The organism is Rhizobium sp. FG96 (assembly GCF_057808655.1).
In genome coordinates this window covers 248,744-274,446 of sequence record NZ_JBMDIL010000007.1, presented here as the reverse complement: position 1 = coordinate 274,446, position 25,703 = coordinate 248,744, and the positions used below count along the sequence as shown (strand labels likewise).

22 protein-coding genes are annotated in these 25,703 nt (G+C 63.2%); 15 read left to right on the top strand and 7 right to left on the bottom strand.

Annotated elements, in window-relative coordinates:
* The first annotated feature begins 28 nt into the window (after nucleotides 1-28).
* Nucleotides 29-1,033 carry a LysR family transcriptional regulator gene (locus ACODR6_RS16430; RefSeq protein ID WP_489023036.1) on the top strand — a complete coding sequence of 335 codons (1,005 nt, stop codon included), beginning with the start codon at nucleotides 29-31 and terminating at the stop codon, nucleotides 1,031-1,033.
* Nucleotides 1,034-1,093: 60 nt separating this feature from the next.
* Entirely contained in the window at nucleotides 1,094-1,594 is a 501-nt protein-coding gene (locus ACODR6_RS16425) for a hypothetical protein (protein WP_489023034.1), read from the top strand.
* On the opposite strand, the gene ACODR6_RS16420 is transcribed toward ACODR6_RS16425, so the two are convergent.
* Nucleotides 1,595-1,840, bottom strand: coding sequence for a hypothetical protein (locus ACODR6_RS16420; protein WP_449098649.1), 246 nt, complete (start codon nucleotides 1,838-1,840; stop codon nucleotides 1,595-1,597).
* A gap of 153 nt (nucleotides 1,841-1,993) precedes the next feature.
* On the opposite strand from ACODR6_RS16420, the gene iolG reads away from it, so the two are divergent.
* Together iolG and ACODR6_RS16410 are read left to right on the top strand one after the other, a co-directional pair.
* A complete protein-coding gene (gene iolG / locus ACODR6_RS16415) occupies nucleotides 1,994-2,986 on the top strand; it encodes an inositol 2-dehydrogenase (RefSeq protein ID WP_413710004.1) in 993 nt (330 codons plus the stop codon).
* 169 nt (nucleotides 2,987-3,155) lie between these two features.
* Nucleotides 3,156-4,046: a DMT family transporter gene (locus tag ACODR6_RS16410; RefSeq protein WP_489023032.1), complete on the top strand. Its 891-nt coding sequence runs from the start codon at nucleotides 3,156-3,158 to the stop codon at nucleotides 4,044-4,046.
* On the opposite strand, the gene ACODR6_RS16405 is transcribed toward ACODR6_RS16410, so the two are convergent.
* Entirely contained in the window at nucleotides 4,047-5,831 is a 1,785-nt protein-coding gene (locus tag ACODR6_RS16405) for a B12-binding domain-containing radical SAM protein (RefSeq protein WP_489023031.1), read from the bottom strand. It abuts the gene before it with no gap.
* A 270-nt stretch (nucleotides 5,832-6,101) separates the two neighbouring features.
* Nucleotides 6,102-7,775, bottom strand: a complete 1,674-nt coding sequence (locus ACODR6_RS16400) for a DEAD/DEAH box helicase (protein WP_489023029.1) — start codon at nucleotides 7,773-7,775, stop codon at nucleotides 6,102-6,104.
* Between the two features lie 692 nt (nucleotides 7,776-8,467).
* On the opposite strand from ACODR6_RS16400, the gene ACODR6_RS16395 reads away from it, so the two are divergent.
* Together ACODR6_RS16395 and dapB are read left to right on the top strand one after the other, a co-directional pair.
* Nucleotides 8,468-11,071, top strand: coding sequence for an autotransporter family protein (locus tag ACODR6_RS16395; protein WP_489023027.1), 2,604 nt, complete (start codon nucleotides 8,468-8,470; stop codon nucleotides 11,069-11,071).
* 147 nt (nucleotides 11,072-11,218) lie between these two features.
* Nucleotides 11,219-11,992, top strand: a complete 774-nt coding sequence (gene dapB, locus ACODR6_RS16390) for a 4-hydroxy-tetrahydrodipicolinate reductase (protein WP_489023025.1) — start codon at nucleotides 11,219-11,221, stop codon at nucleotides 11,990-11,992.
* Between the two features lie 41 nt (nucleotides 11,993-12,033).
* On the opposite strand, the gene ACODR6_RS16385 is transcribed toward dapB, so the two are convergent.
* Together ACODR6_RS16385 and ACODR6_RS16380 are read right to left on the bottom strand one after the other, a co-directional pair.
* Nucleotides 12,034-13,824 carry an ABC transporter ATP-binding protein gene (locus ACODR6_RS16385; RefSeq protein ID WP_489023024.1) on the bottom strand — a complete coding sequence of 597 codons (1,791 nt, stop codon included), beginning with the start codon at nucleotides 13,822-13,824 and terminating at the stop codon, nucleotides 12,034-12,036.
* A 360-nt stretch (nucleotides 13,825-14,184) separates the two neighbouring features.
* Nucleotides 14,185-14,856: a VIT1/CCC1 transporter family protein gene (locus ACODR6_RS16380; RefSeq protein ID WP_489023022.1), complete on the bottom strand. Its 672-nt coding sequence runs from the start codon at nucleotides 14,854-14,856 to the stop codon at nucleotides 14,185-14,187.
* 146 nt (nucleotides 14,857-15,002) lie between these two features.
* Here ACODR6_RS16380 and ACODR6_RS16375 point away from each other — a divergent pair, with 146 nt between their 5' ends.
* Nucleotides 15,003-15,404, top strand: a complete 402-nt coding sequence (locus tag ACODR6_RS16375) for a GFA family protein (RefSeq protein WP_489023021.1) — start codon at nucleotides 15,003-15,005, stop codon at nucleotides 15,402-15,404.
* A 43-nt stretch (nucleotides 15,405-15,447) separates the two neighbouring features.
* Here the strand turns inward: ACODR6_RS16375 and ACODR6_RS16370 are convergent, their stop codons facing one another.
* Entirely contained in the window at nucleotides 15,448-15,759 is a 312-nt protein-coding gene (locus tag ACODR6_RS16370) for a hypothetical protein (protein WP_130277718.1), read from the bottom strand.
* Nucleotides 15,760-16,081: 322 nt separating this feature from the next.
* Between ACODR6_RS16370 and ACODR6_RS16365 the strand changes: the two genes are divergently transcribed.
* Nucleotides 16,082-19,462, top strand: a complete 3,381-nt coding sequence (locus ACODR6_RS16365) for a response regulator (RefSeq protein ID WP_489023019.1) — start codon at nucleotides 16,082-16,084, stop codon at nucleotides 19,460-19,462.
* On the opposite strand, the gene mnmC2 is transcribed toward ACODR6_RS16365, so the two are convergent.
* Complete coding sequence (mnmC2, locus tag ACODR6_RS16360) at nucleotides 19,457-20,176, bottom strand: tRNA (5-methylaminomethyl-2-thiouridine)(34)-methyltransferase MnmC2 (protein ID WP_489023017.1); 720 nt, start codon at nucleotides 20,174-20,176, stop codon at nucleotides 19,457-19,459. The two genes, ACODR6_RS16365 and mnmC2, sit on opposite strands and share 6 nt — an antisense overlap.
* Here mnmC2 and ACODR6_RS16355 point away from each other — a divergent pair.
* The 7 genes from ACODR6_RS16355 (at nucleotide 20,175) to uraD (ending at nucleotide 25,684) form a co-directional block, all read left to right on the top strand.
* The gene (locus ACODR6_RS16355; RefSeq protein ID WP_489023015.1) at nucleotides 20,175-21,350 is read left to right on the top strand and encodes an NAD(P)/FAD-dependent oxidoreductase; all 1,176 of its coding nucleotides are present in this window, start codon (nucleotides 20,175-20,177) and stop codon (nucleotides 21,348-21,350) included. The genes mnmC2 and ACODR6_RS16355 overlap by 2 nt on opposite strands.
* Nucleotides 21,351-21,465: 115 nt before the next feature.
* The gene (locus ACODR6_RS16350) at nucleotides 21,466-22,173 is read left to right on the top strand and encodes a DUF1045 domain-containing protein (protein ID WP_112719472.1); all 708 of its coding nucleotides are present in this window, start codon (nucleotides 21,466-21,468) and stop codon (nucleotides 22,171-22,173) included.
* A gap of 47 nt (nucleotides 22,174-22,220) precedes the next feature.
* Nucleotides 22,221-23,078, top strand: a complete 858-nt coding sequence (locus ACODR6_RS16345; RefSeq protein ID WP_489023013.1) for an AraC family transcriptional regulator — start codon at nucleotides 22,221-22,223, stop codon at nucleotides 23,076-23,078.
* A gap of 106 nt (nucleotides 23,079-23,184) precedes the next feature.
* Nucleotides 23,185-23,850: an AzlC family ABC transporter permease gene (locus tag ACODR6_RS16340; RefSeq protein ID WP_130278535.1), complete on the top strand. Its 666-nt coding sequence runs from the start codon at nucleotides 23,185-23,187 to the stop codon at nucleotides 23,848-23,850.
* Nucleotides 23,847-24,152, top strand: coding sequence for an AzlD family protein (locus ACODR6_RS16335; RefSeq protein WP_112719469.1), 306 nt, complete (start codon nucleotides 23,847-23,849; stop codon nucleotides 24,150-24,152). Before ACODR6_RS16340 ends, ACODR6_RS16335 begins: the two co-directional genes overlap by 4 nt.
* 111 nt (nucleotides 24,153-24,263) lie before the next feature.
* Nucleotides 24,264-25,187 (top strand): allantoinase PuuE, encoded by a 924-nt coding sequence (gene puuE / locus ACODR6_RS16330; RefSeq protein WP_489023011.1) that lies wholly within the window; start codon nucleotides 24,264-24,266, stop codon nucleotides 25,185-25,187.
* Nucleotides 25,187-25,684, top strand: coding sequence for a 2-oxo-4-hydroxy-4-carboxy-5-ureidoimidazoline decarboxylase (gene uraD / locus ACODR6_RS16325; RefSeq protein WP_489023009.1), 498 nt, complete (start codon nucleotides 25,187-25,189; stop codon nucleotides 25,682-25,684). Before puuE ends, uraD begins: the two co-directional genes overlap by 1 nt.
* Nucleotides 25,685-25,703: the final 19 nt, after the last annotated feature.

Here is a 25,703-nt window from a genome sequence, read left to right as displayed (position 1 = left end):
GATGGAAGGCGGAGGGGAGGCCGCAACCATGACGATCATCTCCGAGCCTATTTCGATGGATTACGTCGATATCCACAGCGACAATTTTGCCGATGACGCCTTTCTTCGTGCGGGTTTGAAGCTGAATCACCTGCGCATGATTGTCGCAATCGAAGATAGCGGCCAGATTTCGGCCGCCGCCGAGACGCTCGCCATCTCGCAGCCCGCCGCATCGCGAATGCTGTCCGAAATGGAATCAATCGTGAAGACGCCGCTATACGAGCGCGTGGCACGCGGCGTGGTGCTGACGACCTTTGGGGAAGCACTCGCCAAACGTGCGCGGAAGATCCTTCTGGAGCTGCGCGAAGCCGGCCGCGAGATCGCCGAATTGAAGAGCGGCAAGGGCGGTTCGGTGTTCATCGGCGCGGTGACGGCGCCGGCCATGAGCCTCGTCGTTCCGGCCATCGACAAGGTGCGCAAGAGCTTCCCCGGCATCGAGGTCAACATCCAGGTGGAGACCAGCAACGTGCTGGCGCGGGAGCTGCTGGCAGCCCGGCACGACTTCATCATCAGCCGCATCCCGGACGATCTCAATCCGCGGCTGTTCGAGGTGCGCGAGATCGGCGTCGAGAAGGCCTGTCTCATCGTGCGCAGCGGTCACCCGCTGCTGAACGGCAGGCCGAGCAGCCTTTCCGATCTGCGCGACTACGACTGGGTGTTCCAGCCGCCGGGCACGCTGCTGCGCCGCACTGTCGAGGATATCTTCCTTGGCGCCGGGGTGCCGGTGCCCGGTAATATCGTCAATACCTCGTCGCTGCTTTTGACCTGCGCCATCGTCTGCAAGACGGATGCGATAGCGCCTGTTGCCGTCGATGTGGCGCAATTCCTGTCGAGCCAGAGTTCGGAGGCTTCGGATGTCCGCATGCTGCCGACGGAATTCGAGATCAACGTCAAGCCCTACAGCCTGATCACCGCCCGAGAGCGGGCGATGCCGCCGAGCGCGCGGCTGCTTTACGACCTGATCCTGGAGGAGGCGCTCGCAGTTTCGACTTAGCCGCAAGCCCGGCGCCATCTTGGCGTTGGAGACTGCACGCCTTCGAAACAGGAAGGCAGCATGCTGTTCGGACAATCGGTGTTCCAGTCGGTTCTGGAACGGCTGAAGGCGGAAGAGGGCGGGGATGACGACGAGGCGGGCGATCAGCCCGTGGTTCATCGCGTCCATGGTTTCTCGACCGGCCTTGCCTTCGACGTGATGGAAGGGGTGTCGGCCGCCGGGCAGAAGCCGGGCCAGGCCTATTTCGACAATCTGGAATTCGAGGCGCCGCTACCGGCGCCTGAAGCCGCCGTCGTCGAGCCGGAGCCAGAACCTGTACCGGAGCCAGAGCCGGAACCCGTCATGCCCGAACATCTGTCGCGCACCGCGCCGGCCGACATTGCGGCGGAGCTGGCGATCTCGGCGGCGGATACGGTGCAGTCGCTCGGCGAGAAGCGCCGCGCCTTTGCCAAGCTCAATCATCCCGACCGCGTAGCGCCGCAATTCCGCGACAACGCGACGCGGCGCATGACTTTGGCGAATCTGCTGATCGACGAGGCGGTACGGCGTCTCAGCCGCTGATCACTCCGGATCCTTGTCTTCTTCGGCAGGCTCGGCAACGGGCGGCTTCTCTTCGGCAGGTTGCTGCGGCTTGAAGGTCCAGAACAGCATATAGAAGGCGTAGACGCCCGCGGCACCCGACAGCACGCCCCAGAAGGGGTCGCCGCCGAAAAATTCGAGCACTGCCCAGCCAAGGCAAACGGCAACGATAAGTGCGCGTACCCAGGCATTGCGGTAGGCGGGGTGGCTCGGGTCGATCAGCTGCATAAGTGCTCCGGTCATATTTCCATCACTTGTCTTTAGGATGGATTTCACAAATGTGAAAGAGTGGCGGGCTTGACGGCTCGCGTAGAAAATGGAATGAAAATTCCAGAAATATTGCAATTCGGTCCATTTGTTCCGAATCCTAGGGAGGTTCTCATGACTGTCAGATTTGGTCTTCTCGGCGCCGGCCGTATCGGCAAGGTTCACGCCAAGGCGGTGACCGGCGATGCCAACGCCAAGCTCGTCGCCGTTGCCGATGCGTTCCCGCAGGCCGCCGATGCGATCGCGTCCGCCTATGGCTGCGAAGTGCGCACGATCGAGGCGATCGAGGCTGCCAAGGATATCGACGCCGTCGTCATCTGCACGCCGACCGACACCCATGCCGACCTGATCGAGCGCTTTGCGCGCGCCGGCAAGGCGATCTTCTGCGAGAAGCCCGTCGATCTCGATGTCGACCGCGTCCGCGCCTGCATCAAGGTCGTCAACGAAACCAATGCCAAGCTGATGGTCGGCTTCAACCGCCGCTTCGACCCGCATTTCATGGCCGTGCGCAAAGCGATCGACGACGGCCGCATCGGCGATGTCGAGATGGTGACGATTACCTCGCGCGATCCGGGCGCTCCGCCGGTCGATTACATCAAGCGTTCCGGCGGCATCTTCCGCGACATGACGATCCACGACTTCGACATGGCGCGCTTCCTGCTCGGCGAAGAGCCGGTCTCGGTCTTCGCAACGGCTGCCGTTCTCGTCGACAAGGCGATCGGCGAGGCCGGCGACTATGACAGCGTTTCTGTTCTGCTGCAGACCAAGTCCGGCAAGCAGGCGATGATCTCCAACTCGCGCCGCGCCACCTATGGCTACGACCAGCGCATCGAAGTGCATGGCTCGAAGGGTCTCGTCTCGGCCGAGAACCAGCGTCCGGTTTCGATCGAAGTCGCCAACGGCGACGGCTATACCCGCCCGCCGCTGCACGACTTCTTCATGACCCGCTACACCGAAGCCTATGCCAACGAGATCGCGGCCTTCATCGCTGCGGTCGAAAAGGGCAGCAAGATTTCTCCGTCGGGCGCTGATGGCCTCGCGGCGCTGGCGCTCGCCGATGCTGCCGTGCAGTCCGTCAAGGAAGGCAAGCTCATCAAGATTGGCTGACGGCCTTCTCCCGACCGAAAGCCACAATGAGATGGCCGGGCAATCGCCCGGCCATTTCGTTTTCGGGGATCAGCGAAACTTGAATTTAGCTTCAACGTTTCACCTTTGACGCGGCCGGGCGGGGAGGCTATCAGCCAACGATATTTTCGCTCTTGCCCCGAGCCGCATCATGACCCTCGACCGCTTCGCTCCCGCCATCTTCGTGCTTCTCTGGTCGACCGGCTGGGTCGTGGCGAAATATGCGGCGATGCATTCGGAGCCATTCACGTTTCTCGCCATCCGCTACACCTTCTCGGCGCTGGCCTTTGTGGCGCTCTGTCTGGCGCTGAAGGCGAAATGGCCAGAGCGGGCGACGGTCTGGCGGGCTGTTTATTCCGGGTTCTTCCTGCACGGCTTCTATCTCGCCGCCATCTGGTGGGCGATTGCCAATGGCGTGCCGGCCGGTATCTCGGGCGTCATTGCCGCGATGCAGCCGCTGCTGACGGCGATGGCCGCGCCCCTGCTGATCGGAGAGCGGCTGCAGCCGGCGCAGAAGCTCGGCCTTGCGCTCGGTTTCCTGGGGATCATGATCGCCGTCTCGCCAAAGCTTCTTGAGCCGGGAACGGCCGATCTGATGCATGCGGCGGTGCCGCTGACGATCAACCTGATCGGCATGGCATCAGTGACCTACGGCACGATCTATCAGAAGAAGCATCTGCATAGCGGCGACCTGAAGGCGATCGCGACGCTGCAATATCTCGGCGCGCTCGCTATCACCGTGCCGCTGGCGCTTGCCTTCGAGAACCTGCATTTCGACGGCACCATCGAGGCCTTCGCCGCACTCGCATGGTCGGTCGTCGGCCTGTCGATGGGCGGTATCGGGCTGCTGCTCTATTTGATCCGCCGCGGCCAGGTATCGCGGGCGGCGTCGCTGATCTATCTGATGCCGCCTACAGTGGCGATCGAAGCCTTCATCGCCTTCGGCGAACCGCTGACGCTGCCGCTCATCCTCGGCACGGTTGTCGTCGTGACGGGCGTCTATCTGACGAACCGCAAGAGTGTTCAGGCGATCGAGGCCTGATCACTCGGCTGCGGGCGCTGTGTGCGTCAGCTTGGCGATCTTGCGGACGTGGTTGACGGCCGCGGTGCCGCCTGCGGTCTTGGTGAAGAGATCGAGCTTTTCTTCGTCGTCTTCTCCGACAGGGGTCAGCGCCTGGTCCATGTAAGTCTTCGAGGCCGGATCCCGGGCGATCTTGAAGGCGGCATAGCTCATCTTCACGATAACGCTTGCGAGCTTCATGTGCTTGCTGAAGGTTTCCCAGGCAAAGCGCGGCCAGAAGAGCAGGGGATGAACCGGCTTCAGCCCCGGGCGCAGTTCCGACGGGTGCTTGAGGCGGAGCAGGCCGCTCTGCAGCGGATGGACGTTCTCGAGCGGCACGGTCGTCGCGAAGGAGACGAGAACCTTGACGAGGCTGGCGAGCGGAGCGCCGGTCGCGACAGCGCGGCGCAGCAGCGTCTTCACATGCTCGGGCGAATAATAGAGCGACCAGGCCTCGCGATAAACGCTTTCCCACTCTTCGCGGCTCATCTTTTCATGCGCGGTGCAGACATGCTCGACGTCGTAGACGTTGAGGTCCTTCTCCATCTCGACGCCCTTGCGCCAGAGGGTCTGGTGATCCTCGGAGCCGGGCAGCGGGGTGAGCACGAAAAACTCGATGACATCGAGGGGGAGCTCGTGCTGGATGATCTGGATGTCGCGGCGGATGCTCTCGGGCGTATCCGCCGGGAAGCCGAGGATGTAGCCGGCGAGCGTCATGATGCCCTGCGCCTTCCAGGCGAGCAGCATCTTGCGGTATTCGGTGATCTTGTTCTGGTTCTTCTTGGCGGCCGTCAGATTGTCCGGATTGACGTTTTCGAGGCCGATGAAGACGCGGGTGACGCCGGCGCGCTTCGATTTCTCGATGAAGTTCGGGATCTTGTGGCAGAGCGTATCGACCTGGATCATCAGGCCGAGCGGAATGCCGTCCTTTTCCCGGAGTTCGATCAGGCGGTCGAAGATCGCTTCCCAGTCGCGGTTGCGGGCGAAGTTGTCGTCGGTGATGAAGAACTTGTGGATGCCCTGCGCCCAGTTCATCCGCACCAGCTTCTCGATGTCATCGGCGGAACGGAAGCGCGACTTGCGGCCCTGGACGTTGATGATGGTGCAGAAGGAACACTGGTAGGGGCAGCCGCGGCCGGCATCGAAGCTGCTGGAGAGGCCGAGCGTATGCTGGATGTTTTCCTTGCGCAGGAAGGGCACAGGCGTGCCGCCGATGCCCGGCAGGTCGTTCATGAAATTGTAGACCGGCTCGAGCTGGCCGTAGGCGGCGTCCTGCAGCACCTTGTCCAGCCGTCCCTCGGCTTCGCCGGCGAACATCGAGATGCCCATCTCGCGGCAGGCATCGAGCTCAACGGCCTTACCGTCGAGCATCGACAGGCAGCCCGACACATGGAAACCGCCCATCGACACCGGAATGTTTGCGGCGCGGAAGGGGCGGGCGATATCCAGCGCGCGGGGATACTGGTTCGATTGCACGCCGATCAGTCCGACCATGCCGAAATTGCCGTGCCGGGCAAGCTGCGCCAGAAGCTCGGGAATGTTGACGCGGGTATTGGTCTCGTCGATCACCTTGATATCGATGCCGACACCGGGGCCGAGCACTTCGCGTTCGGCGCAGTCGGCGGCGATGCCATAGAGTGCTGCCAGCGAATTGGACGGGATCATCGCCCGCCACCAGCGGATCACGTAGCCATCGTCGTCGTAATGCGACGGCTTGATCAGAATCAGCTGAAAGCGCTTGGCGCTGGAATTTTGAGGCAATGGCACGGGCAATCTCTCTTGATCAATGGGAGCTTGAAATGGGATGCACGTAATCGTCTCCAGCCGCCTCTCAGACGCTGGCTTTCAAACAAATCTGCTCTGATCGACGATAGACCCCGGCGTCTCGCAATGCAGATTGCAATTTCGTTCGCATATGGCTGCCGGGCCGCGGCTGTTCAAGGCCGCCGGTCCGGAAGTATTCCGTCACCGTGGTTCTAAAACAAAAAGAGGCCGGATGATACCGGCCTCTTTGTGAATTCAGTGTTCAGACCTGTCTCAGGCCTGTTCGCGGCGCTGGCCGCCACCATTGCGGGGACCCTTGCGGCGCATGCCGCCGGAGCCGTCCTTGCGCTCGCCATGGGCCTGCTGGCCCTCGCCATGCTTGCGGCCGGGACGGCCGTTGCCGTTGCGGGCAGCGCCGGGATGATGGCGATTGTGGTTCTCGCCACCGGCATGGTTCGGGCGCTGCGGCTTCTTGGCCGTGCGGAAATCCGAGGTCGATGCGAGATCGTTGTCGGGACCGGCATCCGGGGTCGCTTCGCCACGGCGCTGGCCGCGGAAGTCCTCGTTGCGCTGCTTCTGGCGCTCGGGACGGGGACGGCGCTCGCGGCGCTCTTCGCCACCGGCGCGGACTTCGCCGCCTTCACCTTCGCGGCGCGGACGCTGCGGACGGTTGCCGCGGCCTTCGCCGCCGTTACGGTTTTCGCTGCGGCCTTCGCCGGAACGGCCCTCACCACCACCACGGCGCTCGCCGCCGCGATTGCGGTTGTTGCCATTGCCGTTGCCGTTTCCACGGCGCGGGGCAGCGCGCATGTCGGCCGGAGCTTCGCCGCTTGCAACGGCGATGCTGATGTTCATCAGCTTCTCGATGTCACGGAGCAGGCGGGCTTCATCCGGGGCGCAGAAGGCGATCGCGATACCGTCACGGCCGGCACGGGCCGTACGGCCGATGCGGTGGACATAGGCTTCGGCAACTTCCGGCAGGTCGTAGTTATAGACGTGGCTGACAGCCGGGATGTCGATGCCGCGGGCGGCAACGTCGGTGGCGATCAGCGTCTTGATATCGCCGTCCTTGAAGGCCTTGAGGGCGCGCTCGCGCTGGCCCTGGCTCTTGTTGCCATGGATCGAGGCGACCGAGTAGCCGACGGAATCGAGATGCTTCATCAGCTTCTCGGCGCCGTGCTTGGTGCGCAGGAAGACGATGGCGCGGCCATCGGGGTTCTGCGTCAGCGACTTCTTCAGGAGATCGGTCTTGTCGTTCTTGCCGTTGACGAAGTGGACATACTGCTCGACCTTGTCGGCAGCCTTGCCCGGAGGCGTGACTTCGACGGTGACGGGATCGGTCAGGTAGTCGGCAGCGAGATCGGCGATCGCCTTCGGCATGGTGGCCGAAAACAGCATGGTCTGGCGGCGCTTCGGCACCATCTTGGAAATCTTGCGCAGGTCATGCACGAAGCCGAGGTCGAGCATCTGGTCGGCTTCGTCGAGCACTAGGTAGCGCACGGCCGTCAGGCCGATGGCGCGGCGGTTGACGAGGTCGAGCAGGCGGCCGGGGGTGGCGACCAGAATGTCGGTGCCCTTTTCGAGCTGCAGCTGCTGCTTGTTGATCGACACGCCGCCGACGACAACGTTGATGCGCAGGTGCGACTTGCGCAGGAAGTTCTTCAGGTTGACGGCGATCTGGTTCACCAGTTCGCGGGTCGGCGCCAGGATCAGCGTGCGGGTGGTGCGATTATCAGGGCGGCGCTCTTCCGGGATCAGCTTTTCGATGAGCGGCAGGCCGAAGGCAGCGGTCTTGCCGGTGCCGGTCTGGGCGAGACCGATGAGGTCACGGCCCTGGATGAGCAGGGGGATCGCCTTTTCCTGGATGGGAGTCGGCGTTTCGATGCCGAGCTGGAAAAGAGTGGCGACGATCGGCTTGGAAACACCAAGCGATTCAAAATTGGTCAAGTCATAACCTTTTCAGGGCGCGCCAAAACCAAATCGCCGGAGCGCGGAATGCGGCCCGGTGTCGTTCTGGCGTCAAGAACCCCGCGTGAAGTGGGAACTTGTCTTGTTGGAAAAAGCTTTCCAGCGCTTCTGCCGCGTCTTGGGATGCGGTCTCTACGAAATGCGCTTTTGCCCTTCTTCCTGCTCCTATTTGCTGGCAGGGGCACGCTCACGCGGCGGCCGGAAGGTGAAAGCTGGGCTGCATTTGGTCTAGTTCGCGCCGAAAGTCAAGAGGATGAGGTGCATGGCTGCTTTGCGGTTTGCCGTGAGCGACGGAGCGGGCGGCGATGTCAGCCTGATTTTCAGGCCTCGCCACTGTGATCCGCGGAACGTTGCCAACTTCAACCAGTTAGTGCGTTCCATGTCGTCCGCTCCTTGCAGCGTGTGCGGGCAAAGGCGCTTTCCGGCGTACGGATGCGACATATGATTTTTCTAATATAGTTCGGAAGATTACCAATGTCTTAACATATTGATTTACAAAAGTTTAATAGTCGAAAACTCTGTTGCTGCGCCGCAACATTCTGTCGTTTTTTGGAAAATGTTTGTCGCTTTGCAACCTAATGGTTGCTTGCCGGATCGGCCGAACGCGGGCAGGGGGAGCGTATTCAAGACGTGTAATTGTTCATATTAGAATCAACTTTATGGAGATATTCGTGAGCGCCACCCCCGGCATCAGGTTTTTCGAAAAGCAGACTCTTCTCGCAGGCGTAAGCTTGGCCGCGTTGCTGCTCGGCAGCTGTCTGGCATCCCCGGCCCTCGGGGCCGAGTATCTGGTCAGCAACGATACTGAACTGCGTAATGCGATCAACACGGCGAATGCCGATGGCGACGCCACGGCGACGATCAAGCTGACGGCGGGGTTCTCGACAACCGGCTCAATATTGCCGACGCCGACGAAGCCGATCACCATCGATACTCAAGGTTTTGCTATCGGCAATCTTCAGTTCACCAACACCGGTGGGCAGACGCTGACGATCGAGGGATCGATTGCAGGTGCGACGGCCGAACGCGGTATCGTCATCAGCAACACCGGTCCCTCGTCTCTGGTCAACAACGGCTCGATAACGGGCGGACCCGACGGCTCGTCCACAACGAGCGCCGGCGCAAACCTGAACGGGACGACGTTCGTCAACAACGGCACGGTGACCGGCGGCTCCAATTCCGGCGCCGGGAGCGGCGGCTTCGCTATCCAGGCGCAGCGCGGTACCAATGTCACCAATAACGGGCTCATCCAGGGCGGAAGCAGCGCCACGGGCAATGGCGCACTCGGCGTGTTCGTCGGCGGTCCGGCAGGCGCCCTCAGCACGCTGACCAACAATGGCACCATCCGCGGCGGCGACGGTGTCAATGGAGGCGTCTTCACCGGTGAGGGCGTGCAGCTCCGGGCCAACGGGACGCTGATCAACAACAGTACGGGCACGATCGAGGGCGGCAGCAATGCCTACGCCATCTCCGTACAGATGGCGGACGCCACCATCGTCAATAGCGGCACGATCAGTGCCGGTAGCGGCATGACGGACGCGATCGTCATGTCGAATGCAACATCCAATTTCACCCTGGAGCTCCAGGCCGGTTCCACCATCAACGGCAACGTCATCGGCAACGCGACGCTCGATGATACGCTGCGCATCGGCGGCGCGGGCACGGATACGTTCGACATCGCCTCGATCGGCGTGGCCGCGCAGTATCGGAATTTCGATATCTTCGAGAAAACCGGTACCGGCACCTGGCTGTTCGACGGCGTCGGCACGGCCACGACGGACTGGACCGTCTCCGACGGCACGCTGCTGATCGGCGATGATGCAACCGACAGCGTCACCGGCGACATTACCAACCTCGCGACGCTTGGCGGCAGCGGCACGATCTTCGGCAATGTGACGAATTCGGGGACCATCGTGGCAGGGAGCGGTGCCACGGGCGCACTGACGATCTCGGGCGATTATACCGGCAATAGCGGCGTGCTCGATATCCAGTCGGTGCTCGGCGGCGATACGTCGGCGACCAGCCAGCTGGTTGTCACAGGCAACACGGCGGGGGCGACCACCGTGCGGGTGACGAATGCCGGTGGCGCGGGGGCGCAGACGGTCGAGGGCATCAAGATCATCGATGTTGGCGGCACGTCCGCCGGCAGCTTCACGCTGCAGGGCGACTATGTCTATAACGGCGACCAGGCCGTCGTCGGCGGCGCTTATGCCTACCGGCTCTATCAGAACGGCATCGCGACGCCTGCCGATGGCGACTGGTATCTGCGCTCGGTGCTGATTGCGACATCGACGGCGCCGCTCTATCAGGCGGGCGTGCCGATTTACGAGGTCTATCCGCAGATGCTGCAGCAGCTGAACGCCATAGGCACGCTGCAGCAGCGCGTCGGCGACCGCTACTGGGAGACCGGCAGCGATCCTGTCGCGGCAAACGGTCCGGATGGCGTGTGGATGCGCACCGAGGGCCTGTATGGCCGCGTCGATCCGGCCTCCAGCACCAGCGGCGCTACCTATGACTACGATCTCTGGAAGGCCGAAGGCGGTGTCGACGGCGAGCTCTATCAGAGCGCCGAGGGCCTGCTGATCGGTGGGCTGACGGCGCATTTCGGCACGATCACGGGCGATGTCAGCTCGATCTACGGCGACGGCAAGATCGAGACGATGGGCCAGGGCGTCGGCGCGACGCTCACCTGGTATGGCGCGGACGGCCTCTACGCCGACGCGCAGGGGCAGTTCACCCTCTATGACACGACGCTGAAATCCGATCTCACCAATGCCGACCTGAAGGGCGGCAATAGCGGCTTCGGATCGACGCTCAGCATCGAGGCGGGGCGCCGCTTTGCCTCGGCCGGTTCGTGGTCGATCACGCCGCAGGCGCAGCTCATCTATTCGTCGATCGATTTCGACGACTTCCATGACGCCTTCGGCGCGCCGGTTTCGCTCGATCGCGGCGACAGCCTGAACGGCCGCGCCGGTATTGCCTTCGATCGTGACGAGAGCTGGGAGAAAGCCGACGGCAAGACCGTTCATGCCAAGCTCTACGGTTCCGCCAACCTCTACTACGCGTTCCTGCAGGGAACGGCGGTCGATGTCGCGGGCCTGCGCTTCAAGACGGAAAACGATCGCCTCTCGGCCGGTCTGACGCTCGGCGGCTCCTATAGCTGGAACGACGAGCGCACCTCCGTCTACGGCGAAGCGACCGCCCGGTCCTCGCTCGAAAATGTCGGCAGCAGCTATGCGCTCGGCGGCACCGCCGGTATCCGCGTGAAGTGGTAAGCGATCAGAATGCCCGGGCCGCGCCGCGGGCCGGGCGCTTTGGCTAACCGTCTTCATCGTGACGGTAGGCAAGGCTGCCGTTTTGCCATATCGCAGGGTTCGAAGCGCGCCGGCGCTTCGGTTTGCCCCTATGCGGATGGAGATGCTGTGACCTTACCTGTCAAAATTGCCGTCAGCGGCGCCCGGGGTCATATGGGCCGCGCCATTCTTGCCGCGCTTGCAGATGATCCTGCCTTTGCTCACGTCTGCAGCATCGGCCGGACCGGCGGCGACGGGCTTGTCGATCGCTCCGTGGCCATAGAGACGGCGGACGTGATCCTCGATTTCTCCACGGCATCGGCGGCGGCCGAACTGGCCGAACTCTGCGCGGAGAGAAACGGACCGGCGCTGGTGATCGGTGCAACGGGCTTCGAGGCGGATGAGCTTGAACGGATCAACAGGGCGGCCAGCAAGGTCGCGATCGTCCGCTCCGGCAATTTCTCGATCGGCGTCAACATGCTGGTCGGCCTCGTCGCGCAGGTCGCGGGCACATTGCCCGCTGAAACCTGGGACATCGAAATCCTCGAGGCCCATCACCGCCGCAAGGTCGATGCGCCATCCGGCACGGCGCTGATGCTCGGCGAAGCCGCCGCCGGTGGCCGCGGTGTGGCGCTCTCATCCGTCGAGCGGCGCAGCCGCGACGGCATGACCGGCGAGCGCCCGGCCGGTGAAATCGGCTTTTCGGTGATCCGCGGCGGCGGCATTGTCGGCGAGCACAGCGTCATGTTTGCAGCCGGAGAGGAAGTGCTGACGCTGTCGCATTCGGCGCTCGACCGCGGCATGTTCGCCCGCGGCGCACTGGCTGCCGCCCGCTGGGTCATGGGGCGAGCGCCGGGCGAATACGACATGCAGGATGTCCTGGGTCTAACGCGGAAATCCTGAGGGGTCGAAGCACCGGAGGCTTATGCTCCGGTGCTTCGGGTTTATGCCACCAGGCCCTTGGTGAGCTCCAGCGCCTGCCGCTCGAACAGCCGGCGGTAGATGCCGTTGTTGAGGCGGACGAGCGACTGGTGGTCGCCTTCCTCGACGATCCTGCCCTTGTCGAAGACCAGCAGGCGGTCGAGTGCCCTGACGGTCGACAGGCGGTGGGCGATCACCAGCGTCGTGCGTCCCTCCATCAGGCGTTCCATCGCCTGCTGGATCTGCACTTCGCTCTCGCTGTCGAGGCTGGACGTCGCCTCGTCGAGGATCAGCACGGGCGCATCCGCAAGGAAGGCGCGGGCGATGGCGACGCGCTGGCGCTCGCCGCCCGACAGCTTGACGCCGCGCTCGCCCACCATCGTCTCATAGCCCTTAGGAAGGCTCATGATGAAGTGATGGGCGCTTGCCTGTCTCGCGGCGTCCTCGATCTCGCGTCTCGATGCCTCCGGCCGGCCATAGGCGATGTTTTCGGCCAGCGTCCGGTGGAACAGGATCGGTTCCTGCTGGACGATGGCGATCTGGCCGCGCAGGCTCGACTGCGTCACCTTGGCGATATCCTGCCCGTCGATCCGGATCGAACCGGAATTGACGTCATAGAGGCGCTGGACGAGCTTGACGAAGGTCGTCTTGCCCGAGCCCGAATGACCGACCAGACCGACGCGCTCTCCCGGCTTGATGGCGACGGAGAAGTCGTCATAAAGCGGCGTCGGATGGGCGCCATACTGGAAGGTGACGCGATCGAAGATGACCTCGCCCTTGCCGATGGCGATCGCCCTGGCGTCCGGCCTGTCCTCGATGCCGAGCGGCGTCTTGTCGAGCAGCACCAGCTCTTCCATGTCGTTGACGGCGCGCTGCAGGTTGCGGATATCCTGCCCGACCGAGCGCAGATATCCCTGCAGCACGAAGAACATCGCCAGCACGAAGGTGATGTCGCCCGGCGTCGCCAGGCCTTTCTGCCACATGATGAGGCCGGTGCCGAGGATGCCTGCCTGCATCGAGACCATCATGAAGCCCTGGATCGTGCCGTTCAGCGTGCCGCGCCGCCAGGTCCGTCGCGTGCGGCTGTCCCATTTGGCGAGAACGTGGCTCAGGCGCTCTTCCTCGCGGTCTTCGGCGCCGAAGGCCTTGACCACCGAGTTACAGCTGATCGCATCGGCAAGCGCGCCACCGAGCTTGGTATCCCAGGCATTGGCGAGCTTGGCCGCAGGCGAGACATAGCCCATCGAGAGGATGACCGTGACGCCGATATAGATCAACGATCCCGCCGCCACGATGAGGCCCATGACTGGCCAGTAGCTGCCGAGCACGATGCTGGCGCCGGCGAGCATGACGACCGACGGCAGAAGCGCGACCAGCAACAGGTCGTTCAGCGCGTCGAGCGCCCACATGCCGCGGGTGATCTTGCGCACCGTCGAGCCGGCAAAGCTGTTGGCATGCCAATCGGTCGAGAAACGCTGCACCTTGTGGAGGCCGCTATTGGCGACATCGGCCATGATGCGCAGCGTCAGGCGGATGATGCCGTTGAAGATGAACCAGCGCAGCACGACACTGGTGAGGCCGAGCGCCGCGACGACGACGAAGGCGCGGATTGCGCCGTCGGCCGCATTGCCGCCGGCGATCGCATCGACGATCCGGCCGGAGAAGACCGGGACCAGGACTTCGGCGAGCGTGCTGGCGATGACCAGCAGGATAATGCTGCCGACGAGGGCAGGGCGATGCGTCCATTGACGAAAAACAAAGCCGAGCACGTTGCGATAAGCATCGGCACGGAAGTCGAGCTTCTTGCGAGTCATTTTACCAGTCCGGCGCCATATCGAGGGCAGCCGGCCCCAAAATCGAGAGTGAATAGACACAGCCGGAACGGGAGACGAAATAACCCCGGCAGATCGGTGGCGCTGTGAAAGACGTTAAAACCGCTTGCCGCGTGCCCTGGGCGGGCCGCGAATTGGAATGACCTAGTGTCGGATCATTCCGGACGGGAGGGTTTCGATGAATACTGATGTCATGCAACGCCTCCTCTGTTTGATCTGCAGCGATGGAGATTTTGTACCGGACAAATCCGGTCTTGCCAACCGGATCTTTTCTACTTTGCAGAGAATGATGCAGGGACGACACACCATCGATGCGCGAGTGCCGTGCTTTTGCTGTATGCGTCAGCCGCCGAGCGCGACGGCGATCAGCACGAGTACGAGGCCGAGACCGGTCATCGTCAACCCGGCATAGAGCGGTCTGCCACCGGAAAAACTTGCCCATGCATAGCCGGTGATGAAGAGCAGGGCGATCAGCACGAGGTTGCTGACGCGCAGCGCCAGTTCGGCATCGGCGATCAGGAAGAAGGGGATCACGGCGGGGATGGCGGTTGCGAAAACCAGGATGCCGATCCCGGTGGCGGCGAGGAGATCGTTTCTCGTCAGCAATGCCTTACGCGGCTCGGCGCGGGCGGTCAGCGCCAGGAGCGAGCGGTAGAGAGCTTCGGCATCGGCGGTCTTTCCCGAGAACGGGGTGTCCTCGATCGGAAATTCCTCGGCAAGCACGGCAAGCGCCGTCGCCTCGTTGCGGGCGGCCTTGATATGCCGGAAGAGACGCAGGCGCCGGCTCTTGTAGAAACTGGTGCCGAGCACGAACAGGACGGCATCGATGATCGCCCAGGCGGCGTTGCAGCCGAGCGTCGCGACGACGAGATCGCGCACCTCGAGGCCTTCCTCATGCATGACGAGCCGGGAGCCGACGGTCCATGTCAGCGCCATGATTAATCCGAAGAGGATTTCGCCGAGCGCGTCGCCGGGATCGAGCGCGTCGAATATGGAGCGGATCGGCGACGTCATCGAATGGCCCTCCTATGCGGCAAGGCCGCAAGAGGCGACTATGATCGAGGCGGGCCGCGGGCTCATTGAGCCGGATCAAGGCTGATTGCGGTTGCCGGTCCATTCCGGCAGGATGGCGCATCGACTGCAAAGGAGGAGATCACGTGATGATGATCGGCTCATGTCATTGCGGCAAGGCACACTGGACGCTGGAAGGCGATCCGGGATCGATCACGGCCTGCAACTGCACGCTCTGCCGCCGGTATGGCACGCTCTGGGCCTATGATTATGAAGGCGGGCGGGTCGCGGTCAACGGACCGACGGCATCCTATACGCGCTCGGGAAGGGACAAGTCGCCGCTGGAGATATTGTTCTGCCCTGCCTGCGCCTGCGTTCTCGCCTGGCGCGGTCTGGTGCTGGAACCGGATGGACGGCGGCGGATGGCGGTCAATGTCAGGCTTGCGCCGCCGGAGGCGGTGGAAGATCTGGCGATCGACCATTTCGACGGGTTGGTGACCTTCACCGATCTGCCGTCGACGGGGCGCTGCGTGCGCGATCTCTGGTTCTAGGGAAAAGACGGCGCCGCCGGGAGGAAGCGGCGCCGCCAGTCACTCAGCGTCTGCAGACTTCGGCGCGGAAGGGCTGGCCCCAGCGGTCATAGCGCCATTCCGTGTGGCAATAGCGGGGCGCGTAGTAGGCCGGATAGGCCGGGTAGGCCCGCGGCGGGTAATAGGCATAGGGGCCGGGATAATAGGGGCGCGAGGCAATTGCGCCGCCGACCACGCCGCCAACGACGCCTCCGGCAACACCGCCCCAGAAGGCGTCGCCGCCGCGGGCATTGGCTGTTCCGGTGGTGGCGAAGGTGGCGCCGGCAAAGGTCAGCGCAATCAGGCCCGCCGCCATGGTCTTATGAAGAACGGACATGTCGAATTCCTTTCATGTACAAGGCTTGTCTTGAAGCCATGGTCAGAATCCGCCCCGATCGCGGCGCGTTGATGGTCGCACAAGCGCTTGCGGAATTAAATTTTCGTCATGATTGCCGGGGTTTCGCCGCATTCTTGTGAGGGCGAAAGGGCAAATGAACGCAAGGGGATGAGACCCGCCGCTGCCGTTCTGATTCAACTTTGACGCCGCTTCTGGCGCCTGCCGCTCGCGCTCTAAGATTTTATGGTTAAAAGCTTGTTAAGCGACTTGGCATTATGGTTGCAGATGTGAATATTTCATTCACAGCGGGAGTGGACGCTTTTTGACATCGGCAGGCAACCTTCTGGAACTGGCATGCAGCCGGATCGCGGATCTGGATACGCCAGCCTATGTGAAGAACAGCGAGCTTCGCTATGTCGCTGTGAATGCCGCCTATGCGCATTTCTTCGGCCTCGACATTTCCGATTTCATCGGCCGCCGCAGCCGCGAGGTCCTCGACCGGCCGGAAGAGGACGAACGCGAGGACAAGGAGCGCCGGGCGCTGGTCTTCGGCACCGAGGAAAGCGCAATCTGCTTCGACCGGGCGGCCACAAGTCACGAGCGGGTGCAGATCGAAAGCTTCATGCCATCGGAAGAGCGGGCCTATGTGCTCGGCGTTTTCGAGAAGCGGGCGCAGCCGCGCCGCCCTATCGCCTCCGGTCCGGATCAGGCGCTGCTAGCCGATTTCGAGCGGGTGCGTTCGGCGATCGAAAAGCTCGACCACCCCGTCGGCATCTTCGCCGATGACGGGCGGCCGCTCGCCGTCAATGCGGCCTACCGCGGCGGCTCCAGGCATGTCGCCGAGACCGGCTGGCACAAGAGCGTTGCCGAGCTCGATCTGCTGCGCACGATCATGGAAGATCTGCCGGTTGCGGCCTTCGCCCGCGACGAGCAGCACCGTCTCGTCTATGCCAACCAATATTACGAGACCTTCACCGGTCACGACCGCGCCAAGGTGCTGGGGCTGACCGAGCACGAAATGTTCGGCGAAGACGGCGGCGGCGCCATCTACGAAGAAAACTGCCTGGCGCTGAAGAACGGCTCGTTGACCGAGGTCGAGGGCAAGCTGCCGAGCACCGACGGCAAGTCCTATCCGATCCTGTCGCGCGTCAACCGCGTGCAGACGCCCGACGGCAAGCTCTATGTCGTCGGGTCCTTCTCCGATATCTCGCCGCTGAAAGAGCGCGAGGCGGAGCTCATCCAATCGCAGCAGCATGCCGAAGTGCTGCACCGGGATATCGAGAGCATCCTGCGCTCGCTGCCGGTCGGCGTGCTGATCCTCGATAACAAGCTCGATATCCTCTACGTCAACGACGAGTTCTACCTGATCAGCGATCTGCCGATCGAGGACCGTTTCGACGGGCGGCCGTTCATGGACGTGATCCGCCGCAATCACGCGCTCGGGCGCTACGGTTACACTCAGACGCCGGAAGAAATCCTGGAATCGCGGCGCCATCACTTCTCGACCGCCGACGATCCGGAGCCGGTGGAGCTCAACTGGTCGGGCGGCAAGTCGATCATTTTCGACAGCCGCCGCATCTCCGACGACCGCATCCTGCTGACCTATTCCGATATCAGCGCCATCCGCCAGCGCGAGCAGGAAGTCCATGACGCCAAAGCGGCGATCGAGACGCTCGGCGAACTGATGCGCGATGCGACGCGGGCGATGCCGCAGGGGCTGGCGATCGTTCAGGACGGCATCATCCAGCTTTCCAACGATGCGCTCTCCGGCGTCTTGCAGATCCCGCCGGAATATCTGGCCGCCGGGCGCGGCTGGATCGATCTCTTCAATTTCTGCGCCGAGCGCGGCGACTTCAACGGTGCCGCGGCCGATACGCTGCATTACTGGCGCAGCAGCATCGCCACGCGCCAGCCGATCACCACCGTTTTCCATATTTCCGGCGAGCGCTGGGTCAATATGGACGCGACGATCAGCGAGCGCGGCCACTGGATCGCTCTCTTCACCGATGTCACCGAAATGAAGCAACGCGAGGGCGAGCTGGAACGGCTGCTGTCGCGCGCCGAGGCTGCCGACCGCGCTAAGTCCGAATTCCTCGCCAATATGAGCCACGAGATCCGCACGCCGATGAACGGCGTTCTCGGCATGGCCGAACTGATGGCGAAGACGGATCTCGATGCGCGCCAGAAGACCTTCATCGACATCATCGTCAAATCCGGCAATGCGCTGCTGACGATCATCAACGACATCCTTGATTTCTCGAAGATCGATGCCGGGCAGATGAAGCTGCGCAGGGCGGCCTTCGATATGGTCGAGGCGGTCGAGGATGTGGCGACGCTGCTCTCTTCGCCGGCGGCCGAGAAGGACCTGGAGCTGCTCGTTCGCGCCGATCCGAACCTGCCCGCAGCCGTGATCGGCGATGCCGGGCGCTTCCGGCAGATCGTCACCAATCTCGTCGGCAACGCCGTCAAATTCACAGAAAAGGGCCATGTCTTCGTCGATATCGGCTTCCGCCAGGGATCGGACGGCGAGATCATGGTGGAACTCAGGATCGAGGATACCGGTATCGGCATCCCGACCGACAAGCTGCAATCGGTGTTCGACAAGTTCTCGCAGGTCGATTCCTCCTCGACGCGGCGTCACGAAGGAACGGGCCTTGGACTGGCGATCACCGCCGGTCTCGTCGATCTCTTCGGCGGCTATATCCATGCGGAGAGTGAACCGGGGCGCGGAACCGTCTTCACCGTCAACCTGCCGTTCGCGGTGGCGGCGGCCAAGCTCGATCCGAAGCCGCTGCCGGTCAATGTGCGCGGCGCGCGCATCCTCGTCATCGACGACAACGACGTGAACCGCAGCATTCTCAGCGAACAGCTGACGCTCTGGGGTTTCGACGGCGTGGCGGCGGAAAGCGGCGCGACCGGGATCGCCATTCTCGAAGCGGCACATCAGGTGGGCGTCGAGGTCGATGCGCTGGTGCTCGACTATCACATGCCGCAGATGAACGGCGCCGAAGTGGCGCGCAAGCTGCGCGCCGACCGGCGTTTCGAAAACCTGCCGATCATCTTCCTGACCTCGATGGACATATCGGGTTCGGAAAAGGAATTCGCGGCGCTGAACGGCCAGGCGCATCTGATGAAGCCGGCGCGCGCCAATCTGCTGCGCGGCACGATCGTCGAGGTTGTCAGGGCCAAGCGCGTCAAGCAGGCGTCGGAAGCCGAGCTTGCCCGGCTGCAGGCCGAGCTCGCCGCCAAGCCGCCGGAGCCGGAAGAGCCGGAAATCGAAGCGCCGCGCCGCAAGGCCGATTTCATCGACGTGCTGGTGGCCGAGGATAACGAGGTCAACCAGATCGTCTTCACGCAGATCCTGCAGGGCACGGGCCTGAGCTTCCTCGTCGTCAATAACGGCCAGGAAGCGGTCAATGCCTGGGAGGCGCATTCGCCGCGCATCATCATGATGGATGTGTCGATGCCGGTGATGAACGGTCATGATGCGACACGGGCGATCCGCTCGCGCGAACGCGGGCAGGGGCATCGCGTGCCGATTATCGGCGTCACGGCGCATGCGCTGGAAAGCGACCGCGAGCTCTGCCTCGATGCCGGCATGGACGACTACATGTCGAAGCCGATCAGCCCCGAGCTGCTGGAAGAGAAGATCCAGCTGTGGCTCGGCAAGAGCGAGCCATTGCCGGGCCGCTCCGGCCTATAGGGCCTTCGGGCCGCAGAGCATTTCGCGCTTTCCAGCAAAGCCCTTTCGCCGCTCGACGGCAAAGCCTGCCGCAACGAGATTACGCCGGACGAAGCCGGCCGCGGCATAGGTGGCGAAGCTGCCGCCGGGAACGGTCTTGTCGCAGACAAGACGCATCAGCTCTTCCGACCACATGTCGCCGTTGCGCGACGGGGCGAAGCCATCGAGATACCAGGCGTCAAAGCGCGGTTCGGCGGCCCTGACGCCATCGAGTGCCGCACCGCAGACGACGCTGAGGCGGGTCTGCGGATCGAGAGCGAGACTAACGATGCCTTGCGGGCTATCGGGCCAGGCGGCGGTCAGCCCGTCGCGCTCGGCGTCGATCTCCGGCCAGTGCGACAGCGCGCGGGCAATCTCGTCGCGCTGCATCGGATAGAGCTCGAAGGAGATGAAATGCAGGTGCTGGCCATCCCTGCGGTGCAGCTTCCACTGGCGCCAGGTCTCGGCAAAGTTCAGGCCGGTGCCGAAGCCGAGCTCGCCGATCTGGAAATTGTCCTGTTCCGCCCAACGCTCCGGCAGGCCGTTGCCGGAAAGGAAGACGTGGCCGCACTCGAGGCGGCCGTCGGTCTGGCAATAAAAGTGATCGCCAAAGGCCTGCGAATAGGGCATATCGCCGTCTCGCCATTCGAGCGGCTGGCTGTTGCTGCCAATCTGATCGGGATCGATATCTGTCATGCCACAAGCCGATAGTCCGGCGCTTCTCTCCGGTCAATCCGCCGATCTGCTGATCGCCGGCGGCGGCATCATGGGCCTGTGGGCGGCAGTATATGCCGAGCGGCTGGGCATCGACACGCTGTTGATCGATGCCGGGCGGATCGGCGGGGGCGCCAGCGGCGGCCTGCTGGGCGTGCTGATGCCGCATATGCCGGACAAGTGGAATGCCAAGAAGCAGTTCCAGTTCGACGCGCTGCTCAGCCTCGAAACCGAGATCGCAGCACTGGAATCCGCCACCGGCCTTTCCGCAGGCTACCGCCGCTCCGGCCGGATCATGCCGCTGCCGAAGCCGCATCTGAAGACGATCGCGCTCCGGCATTCGGCCGATGCCGAGGTCAACTGGAACCAGCAGGGACGAGCGTTTCACTGGCATGTTTCCGATCAACCCGCCGTCAGCGGCTGGATCGATCCAGCTGCGGGCGAGAGCGGCTTCGTGCATGACACGCTGGCGGCCCGCGTTGCGCCGCGATCGCTGGTCTCGGCGCTCAAGGCATTTCTCGATCAGGCCCGGCATGTGCGGATTGCCGAGATGGCGGCGCTTGGCTCGCTGGATATGGAGACGGGTGCCGCCGAGATTGATGGTACTGAAGTCAATTTCGGTCACTGCATCATCGCGGCCGGGCACGCATCCTTCCCGATCCTGCAGCACTTCAATCCCGGTCTACCGCAACCGCTCGGGCAACCGGTGAAGGGGCAGGCGGCGCTGCTGAAGGCCGATATCGACCCAGCTCTTCCGGTGATCTTCCGCGACGGGCTCTATATCGTGGCGCATGAAGGCGGCCATGTCGCGATCGGCAGCACCAGCGAGAACAGCTTTGCCGATCCCTATGGCACCGATGACCAGCTGGAACCGTTGATTGCGGCGGCGCGCGAAATGGCGCCGGCGTTGGCGGATGCGCCCGTCGTCGAACGCTGGGCAGGGTTGCGGCCGAAGGCGATCGATCGCGATCCGATGGTGGGGCGCCATCCCGATCATCCCCGGCTCCATGCGCTGACGGGTGGTTTCAAGGTGAGTTTCGGGCTCGCCCACCGGCTGGCGGCACGCGTCACTCGCGAAATTGCCGGTCAGCCCGCAGGGTTTGACCTGCCGGATAGTTTCGCGCTTTCCAGCCATATCACGGCCGCTTCACGCTAAACGTGAATTAGTCCAGAGCTTATTTCGTTATTCTGTCATGCAAATCACCTATCTGCTAGCGCATTGACGGTGCCGGATTCGGCCGTGCACTGCACTCTCAGATGGAGGAAATCGCATGCGTTATGCCATTTGCTTCACGCCTTCGCCGAGCGATCCGCTCAGCCATGTGGCGGCCAATTGGCTTGGCCGTAACGTCTTTTCGGGCGAGATGCTGGAGCCGCCGGCCGTTCGCGGTCTCGGCATTCACGAAATTGCCTTTCACACGGCAGTTCCGCGCCGCTATGGATTTCATGGCGTGTTGAAAGCACCGTTCCACCTTTCCGCGGATGTTTCGGAAGCGCAACTCTTGCGGGAGTTGATGCGTTTCTCCGGCACGATCCAGCCTTTCAGCGTGCCGCGCATCGAAGTGGCCCGGCTCGGCAATTATTACAGCCTGGTGCCGACGCTGCCCTGCGAGAACGTGCGCTATCTGGCATCTTCCATCGTCCAGCATTTCGATCGCTTTCGCGCGCCTCTGTCGGAAGCCGATATCGAGCGCAGCGATCCCGATGGTCTCTCGGCGGCGCAATTCGCCAATCTGCACCGCTGGGGCAACCCTTACGTGATGGACGAGTTCCGTTTCCACATGCCGGTCACGGGTCCGGTCAACTGTGTCGACATGCCCCGCATCGAGCAGGCGCTGCGGTCGATCTTCGAGCCGGTGCTGAACGATCCGATCCAGATCTCCAACATCGCGCTGATGATGGAAGAGGGCATGGGCGGTCCCTTCCGCGTGCATTCGCTGCACCCGATGGGCAAGGTCAGCGCCCGCAAGATCGCCTGATCACTTTTGTTCAAGAAGCCGGCGCGGATTGGTGCTATATCCGCGCGATGCAGAATATCTCGCAGGAACAGGCAACCGATGCCATGCCGCTTGCCGGCGCGGAGACGACGCGCTTCTGGCGCGACCGCCGTTTCGGCGGCATGGAATGCCTGAGCGCGACCTTCCTGACCCACGAATTCGCGCCGCATGCGCATGATACGTTCAGCATCGGCGCCATCGAGAGCGGCAGCCAGATCGCCACGATCCGCGGCACGCGCGAGGCATCCGGCCCCGGCGACCTCTATCTGATCAATCCCGGCGAGACGCATGACGGGGCGCCGACCGAGGGCGGATACCGCTACCGGATGATCTATCCTGACATGGCGCTGTTCCGGGAAGTCCTCGAAGACGTGACCGGCAAGAGCTTTCAGGGCACGCCCGCCTTCGGTAAGCAGATCCTGCACGATCCGACGCTCGCGGCCGCCTTCCAGCAGGCGCATGAAATTCTCGAAATCGGCAGCGGGGCGCTGGAGAGCAGCCAGGCGATGTTCCAGGTGCTCGACGCGATGTTCCGCCAGCATGGCAGCTCGATCATCGTGCCCGTCGATACCAACGAGCGGTCGGCAGTGCGCCGGGCCCGCGACTATCTGATGGAGAACTACGCGACCGATATCGGGCTCGAGGAGCTCGCAGGCGTTGCCGGTCTCAGCCGCGCGCATCTGATCCGCGCCTTCCGCAAAGAATTCCACATCACGCCGCATGCCTTCCTCACCGACATCCGGGTGCGGATCGCGCGGCGCAAGCTGCAGGCGGGCGAGCAGCCGGCCGAGATCGCGCTCGAATGCGGCTTTGCCGACCAGGCGCATTTCACCCGCCACTTCAAGGCGCGCACCGGGATAACGCCCGGCCAGTACCGCGCCCGATAATCACTTTCGTTCAAGACGCCGCTTCGGCGCGGCTCTATGACCTCCGCAGCAAGCGGAGTTTCTGAACGTGAACAAGAATGAATTCTGGGCGGAATTTTCCGGCGGCATGCGGGCGATCGCGCCGCTGATCGCCGCCGTCATCCCGATCGGGCTGGTCTTCGGCGCGGTGGCCGCCACCAAGGGGCTCTCGCCCGTCGAGACCGGGCTGATGAGCGCGCTGGTCTTTGCCGGCGGATCGCAATTCGTGGCGATGGATATCTGGACGCATCCGGCCTCCTGGGCGGGGCTGGGTTTTGCGGCGCTGCTCGTCAATATCCGTCACGTGCTGATGGGTGCCTCGATCGGCACCAAGATGCAGGCCTTTCCGCCGCGCGCCCGCTATCTCTCCGTGCTGTTCCTTGCCGACGAGATCTGGGCGATGGCGGAGTTCCGGGCCGGTGTTGCGCGGCTGACGCCTGCGTGGTTCGCGGGGCTGGCGACACCCTTCTATCTCGCCTGGGTGATCTCGGGACTGGCAGGCGCCACGCTTGGTGCGTTCCTTGGCGATCCCGTGACGCTCGGCCTCGACTTTGCCTTTCCCGCCGTCTTCATCGTGCTGGTCATGGGCTTCTGGAAGGGGCCGGAGACGGGTGCGGTGCTGCTCGCCAGCGGCGCGGCCGCCGTGCTCACCCAGCATTTCATTCCCGGTGTCTGGTATATCGCTGCGGGTGCGCTCGCCGGTCTCGTCACCGCTCTCTTCAGCGGCAAGCGCCGCATCGAGGTAACGCCATGACGCTCGATCTTTCCACACTGCTCGCGATCCTGGCGATGGCGGCGGCGACCATCCTGACGCGCATCAGCGGTCTCATCCTCATTCGCCATGTCTCGCTTGAAGGCAGCAGGCGCAAGGCGATCGAATCCATTCCGCCGGCGGTTCTGATGGCGGTCGTGGCGCCGACCGCCTTCGCGACCGGCATCGCCGAGACCATCGCCTGCGCGGTGACGGCGCTTGCCGCGCTTCGGCTGCCGATGCTGGCGGCGGTGGCATCGGGCGTCGTCTGCGTCGCGATCCTCAGGGCGATCGGCCTCAGCTGAGCGATTTCGTGAGAGACTTTCGCGATTTCCGTGAAAGTCTCTTGCACATTTCCGGCTCGACTTTCGCTCTCCGGGTGCTACCGTTTCGCCTGTCTTCGAGAAGGTGATTTGATGGCATTCGATACATATCCGCGCGATCTCGTCGGCTACGGCCGCAGCACACCCGATCCGAAATGGCCCGGCGGGGCGCATGCCGCCGTGCAGTTCGTCATCAACTACGAAGAGGGCGGCGAAAGCTCGATCCTCGATGGCGACCCGGCCTCGGAGAACCTGCTTTCGGAGATCGTCGGTGCGCAGCCCTGGCCCGGCCAGCGCAATCTCAACATGGAATCGATCTACGAATATGGCTCGCGCGCCGGCTTCTGGCGGCTGTGGCGGATGTTCACCGATCTGAAGATACAGGCGACAGTCTATGGCGTGACGCTCGCCATGGCGCGCAATCCGGAAGCCGTTGCGGCGATGAAGGAGGCCGGCTGGGAAATCGCCAGCCACGGCTATCGCTGGCTAGAATACAAGGATTTCCCCGAGGATCTGGAGCGCAAGCACATTCTCGAAGCCGTGCGCCTGCATACCGAACTGACCGGCGAGCGCCCCTATGGCATGTACCAGGGGAAGCCCTCCGACAACACGCTGCGGCTGGTGCAGGAAGAGGGCGGTTTCCTTTATTCGTCGGACTCTTACGCCGATGATCTGCCCTATTGGGTGAAGGGCGCGGACGGCAAGCCGTTCCTGATCATTCCCTATACGCTCGAAACCAACGACATGCGTTTTGCCACACCGCAGGGCTTCAATTCCGGCGACCAGTTCTTCGCCTATCTGAAGGACGCCTTCGACACGCTCTACGAGGAAGGCAAGGAAGGCAGCCCGAAGATGATGTCCGTCGGCCTGCATTGCCGCCTCGTGGGCCGTCCCGGCCGTGCCGCGGCGCTGAAGCGCTTTATGGAATATGTGCTGGGTCACGAGAAGGTCTGGGTCCCGCAGCGCATCGAGATCGCCAGGCACTGGCATGAGCATCACAAGCCGGAGACTATCTGATGAGCACGCGGGAGGAATTCGTCACCCGCTTCGGCGGCGTCTTCGAGCATTCGCCCTTCATCGCCGAGCGCGCCTATGACGACGGCTTCATCCATGGCGAGCTGACGGCCGATCGCGTTCATACGCCGATGGTGGCGGTCTTTCGTGCCGCGAGCGAGGCGGAGCGTCTTGGCGTGCTGCGCGCTCACCCCGATCTGGCGGGACGTCTGGCGATATCAGGCGAACTCACCGAAGACAGCAAGCAGGAGCAGGCGGGGGCCGGGCTCGACCGGCTGAGCGCCGAAGAACACAAGCGCTTCACCGAGCTCAACGACCGCTACACGGAGAAATTCGGCTTTCCCTTCATCATCGCGGTCAAGGGCCTGAACAAGGACGATATTCTCGCAGCCTTCGAGAAGCGGATTGATAACAGCCGCGCGGACGAGTTTTCGACGGCGGCCGGGCAGGTCGAGAAGATCGCGCTGCTGCGGCTGACTGCCATGCTTCCGGCGCGCTGAATGACGGGGAATTCTTTCC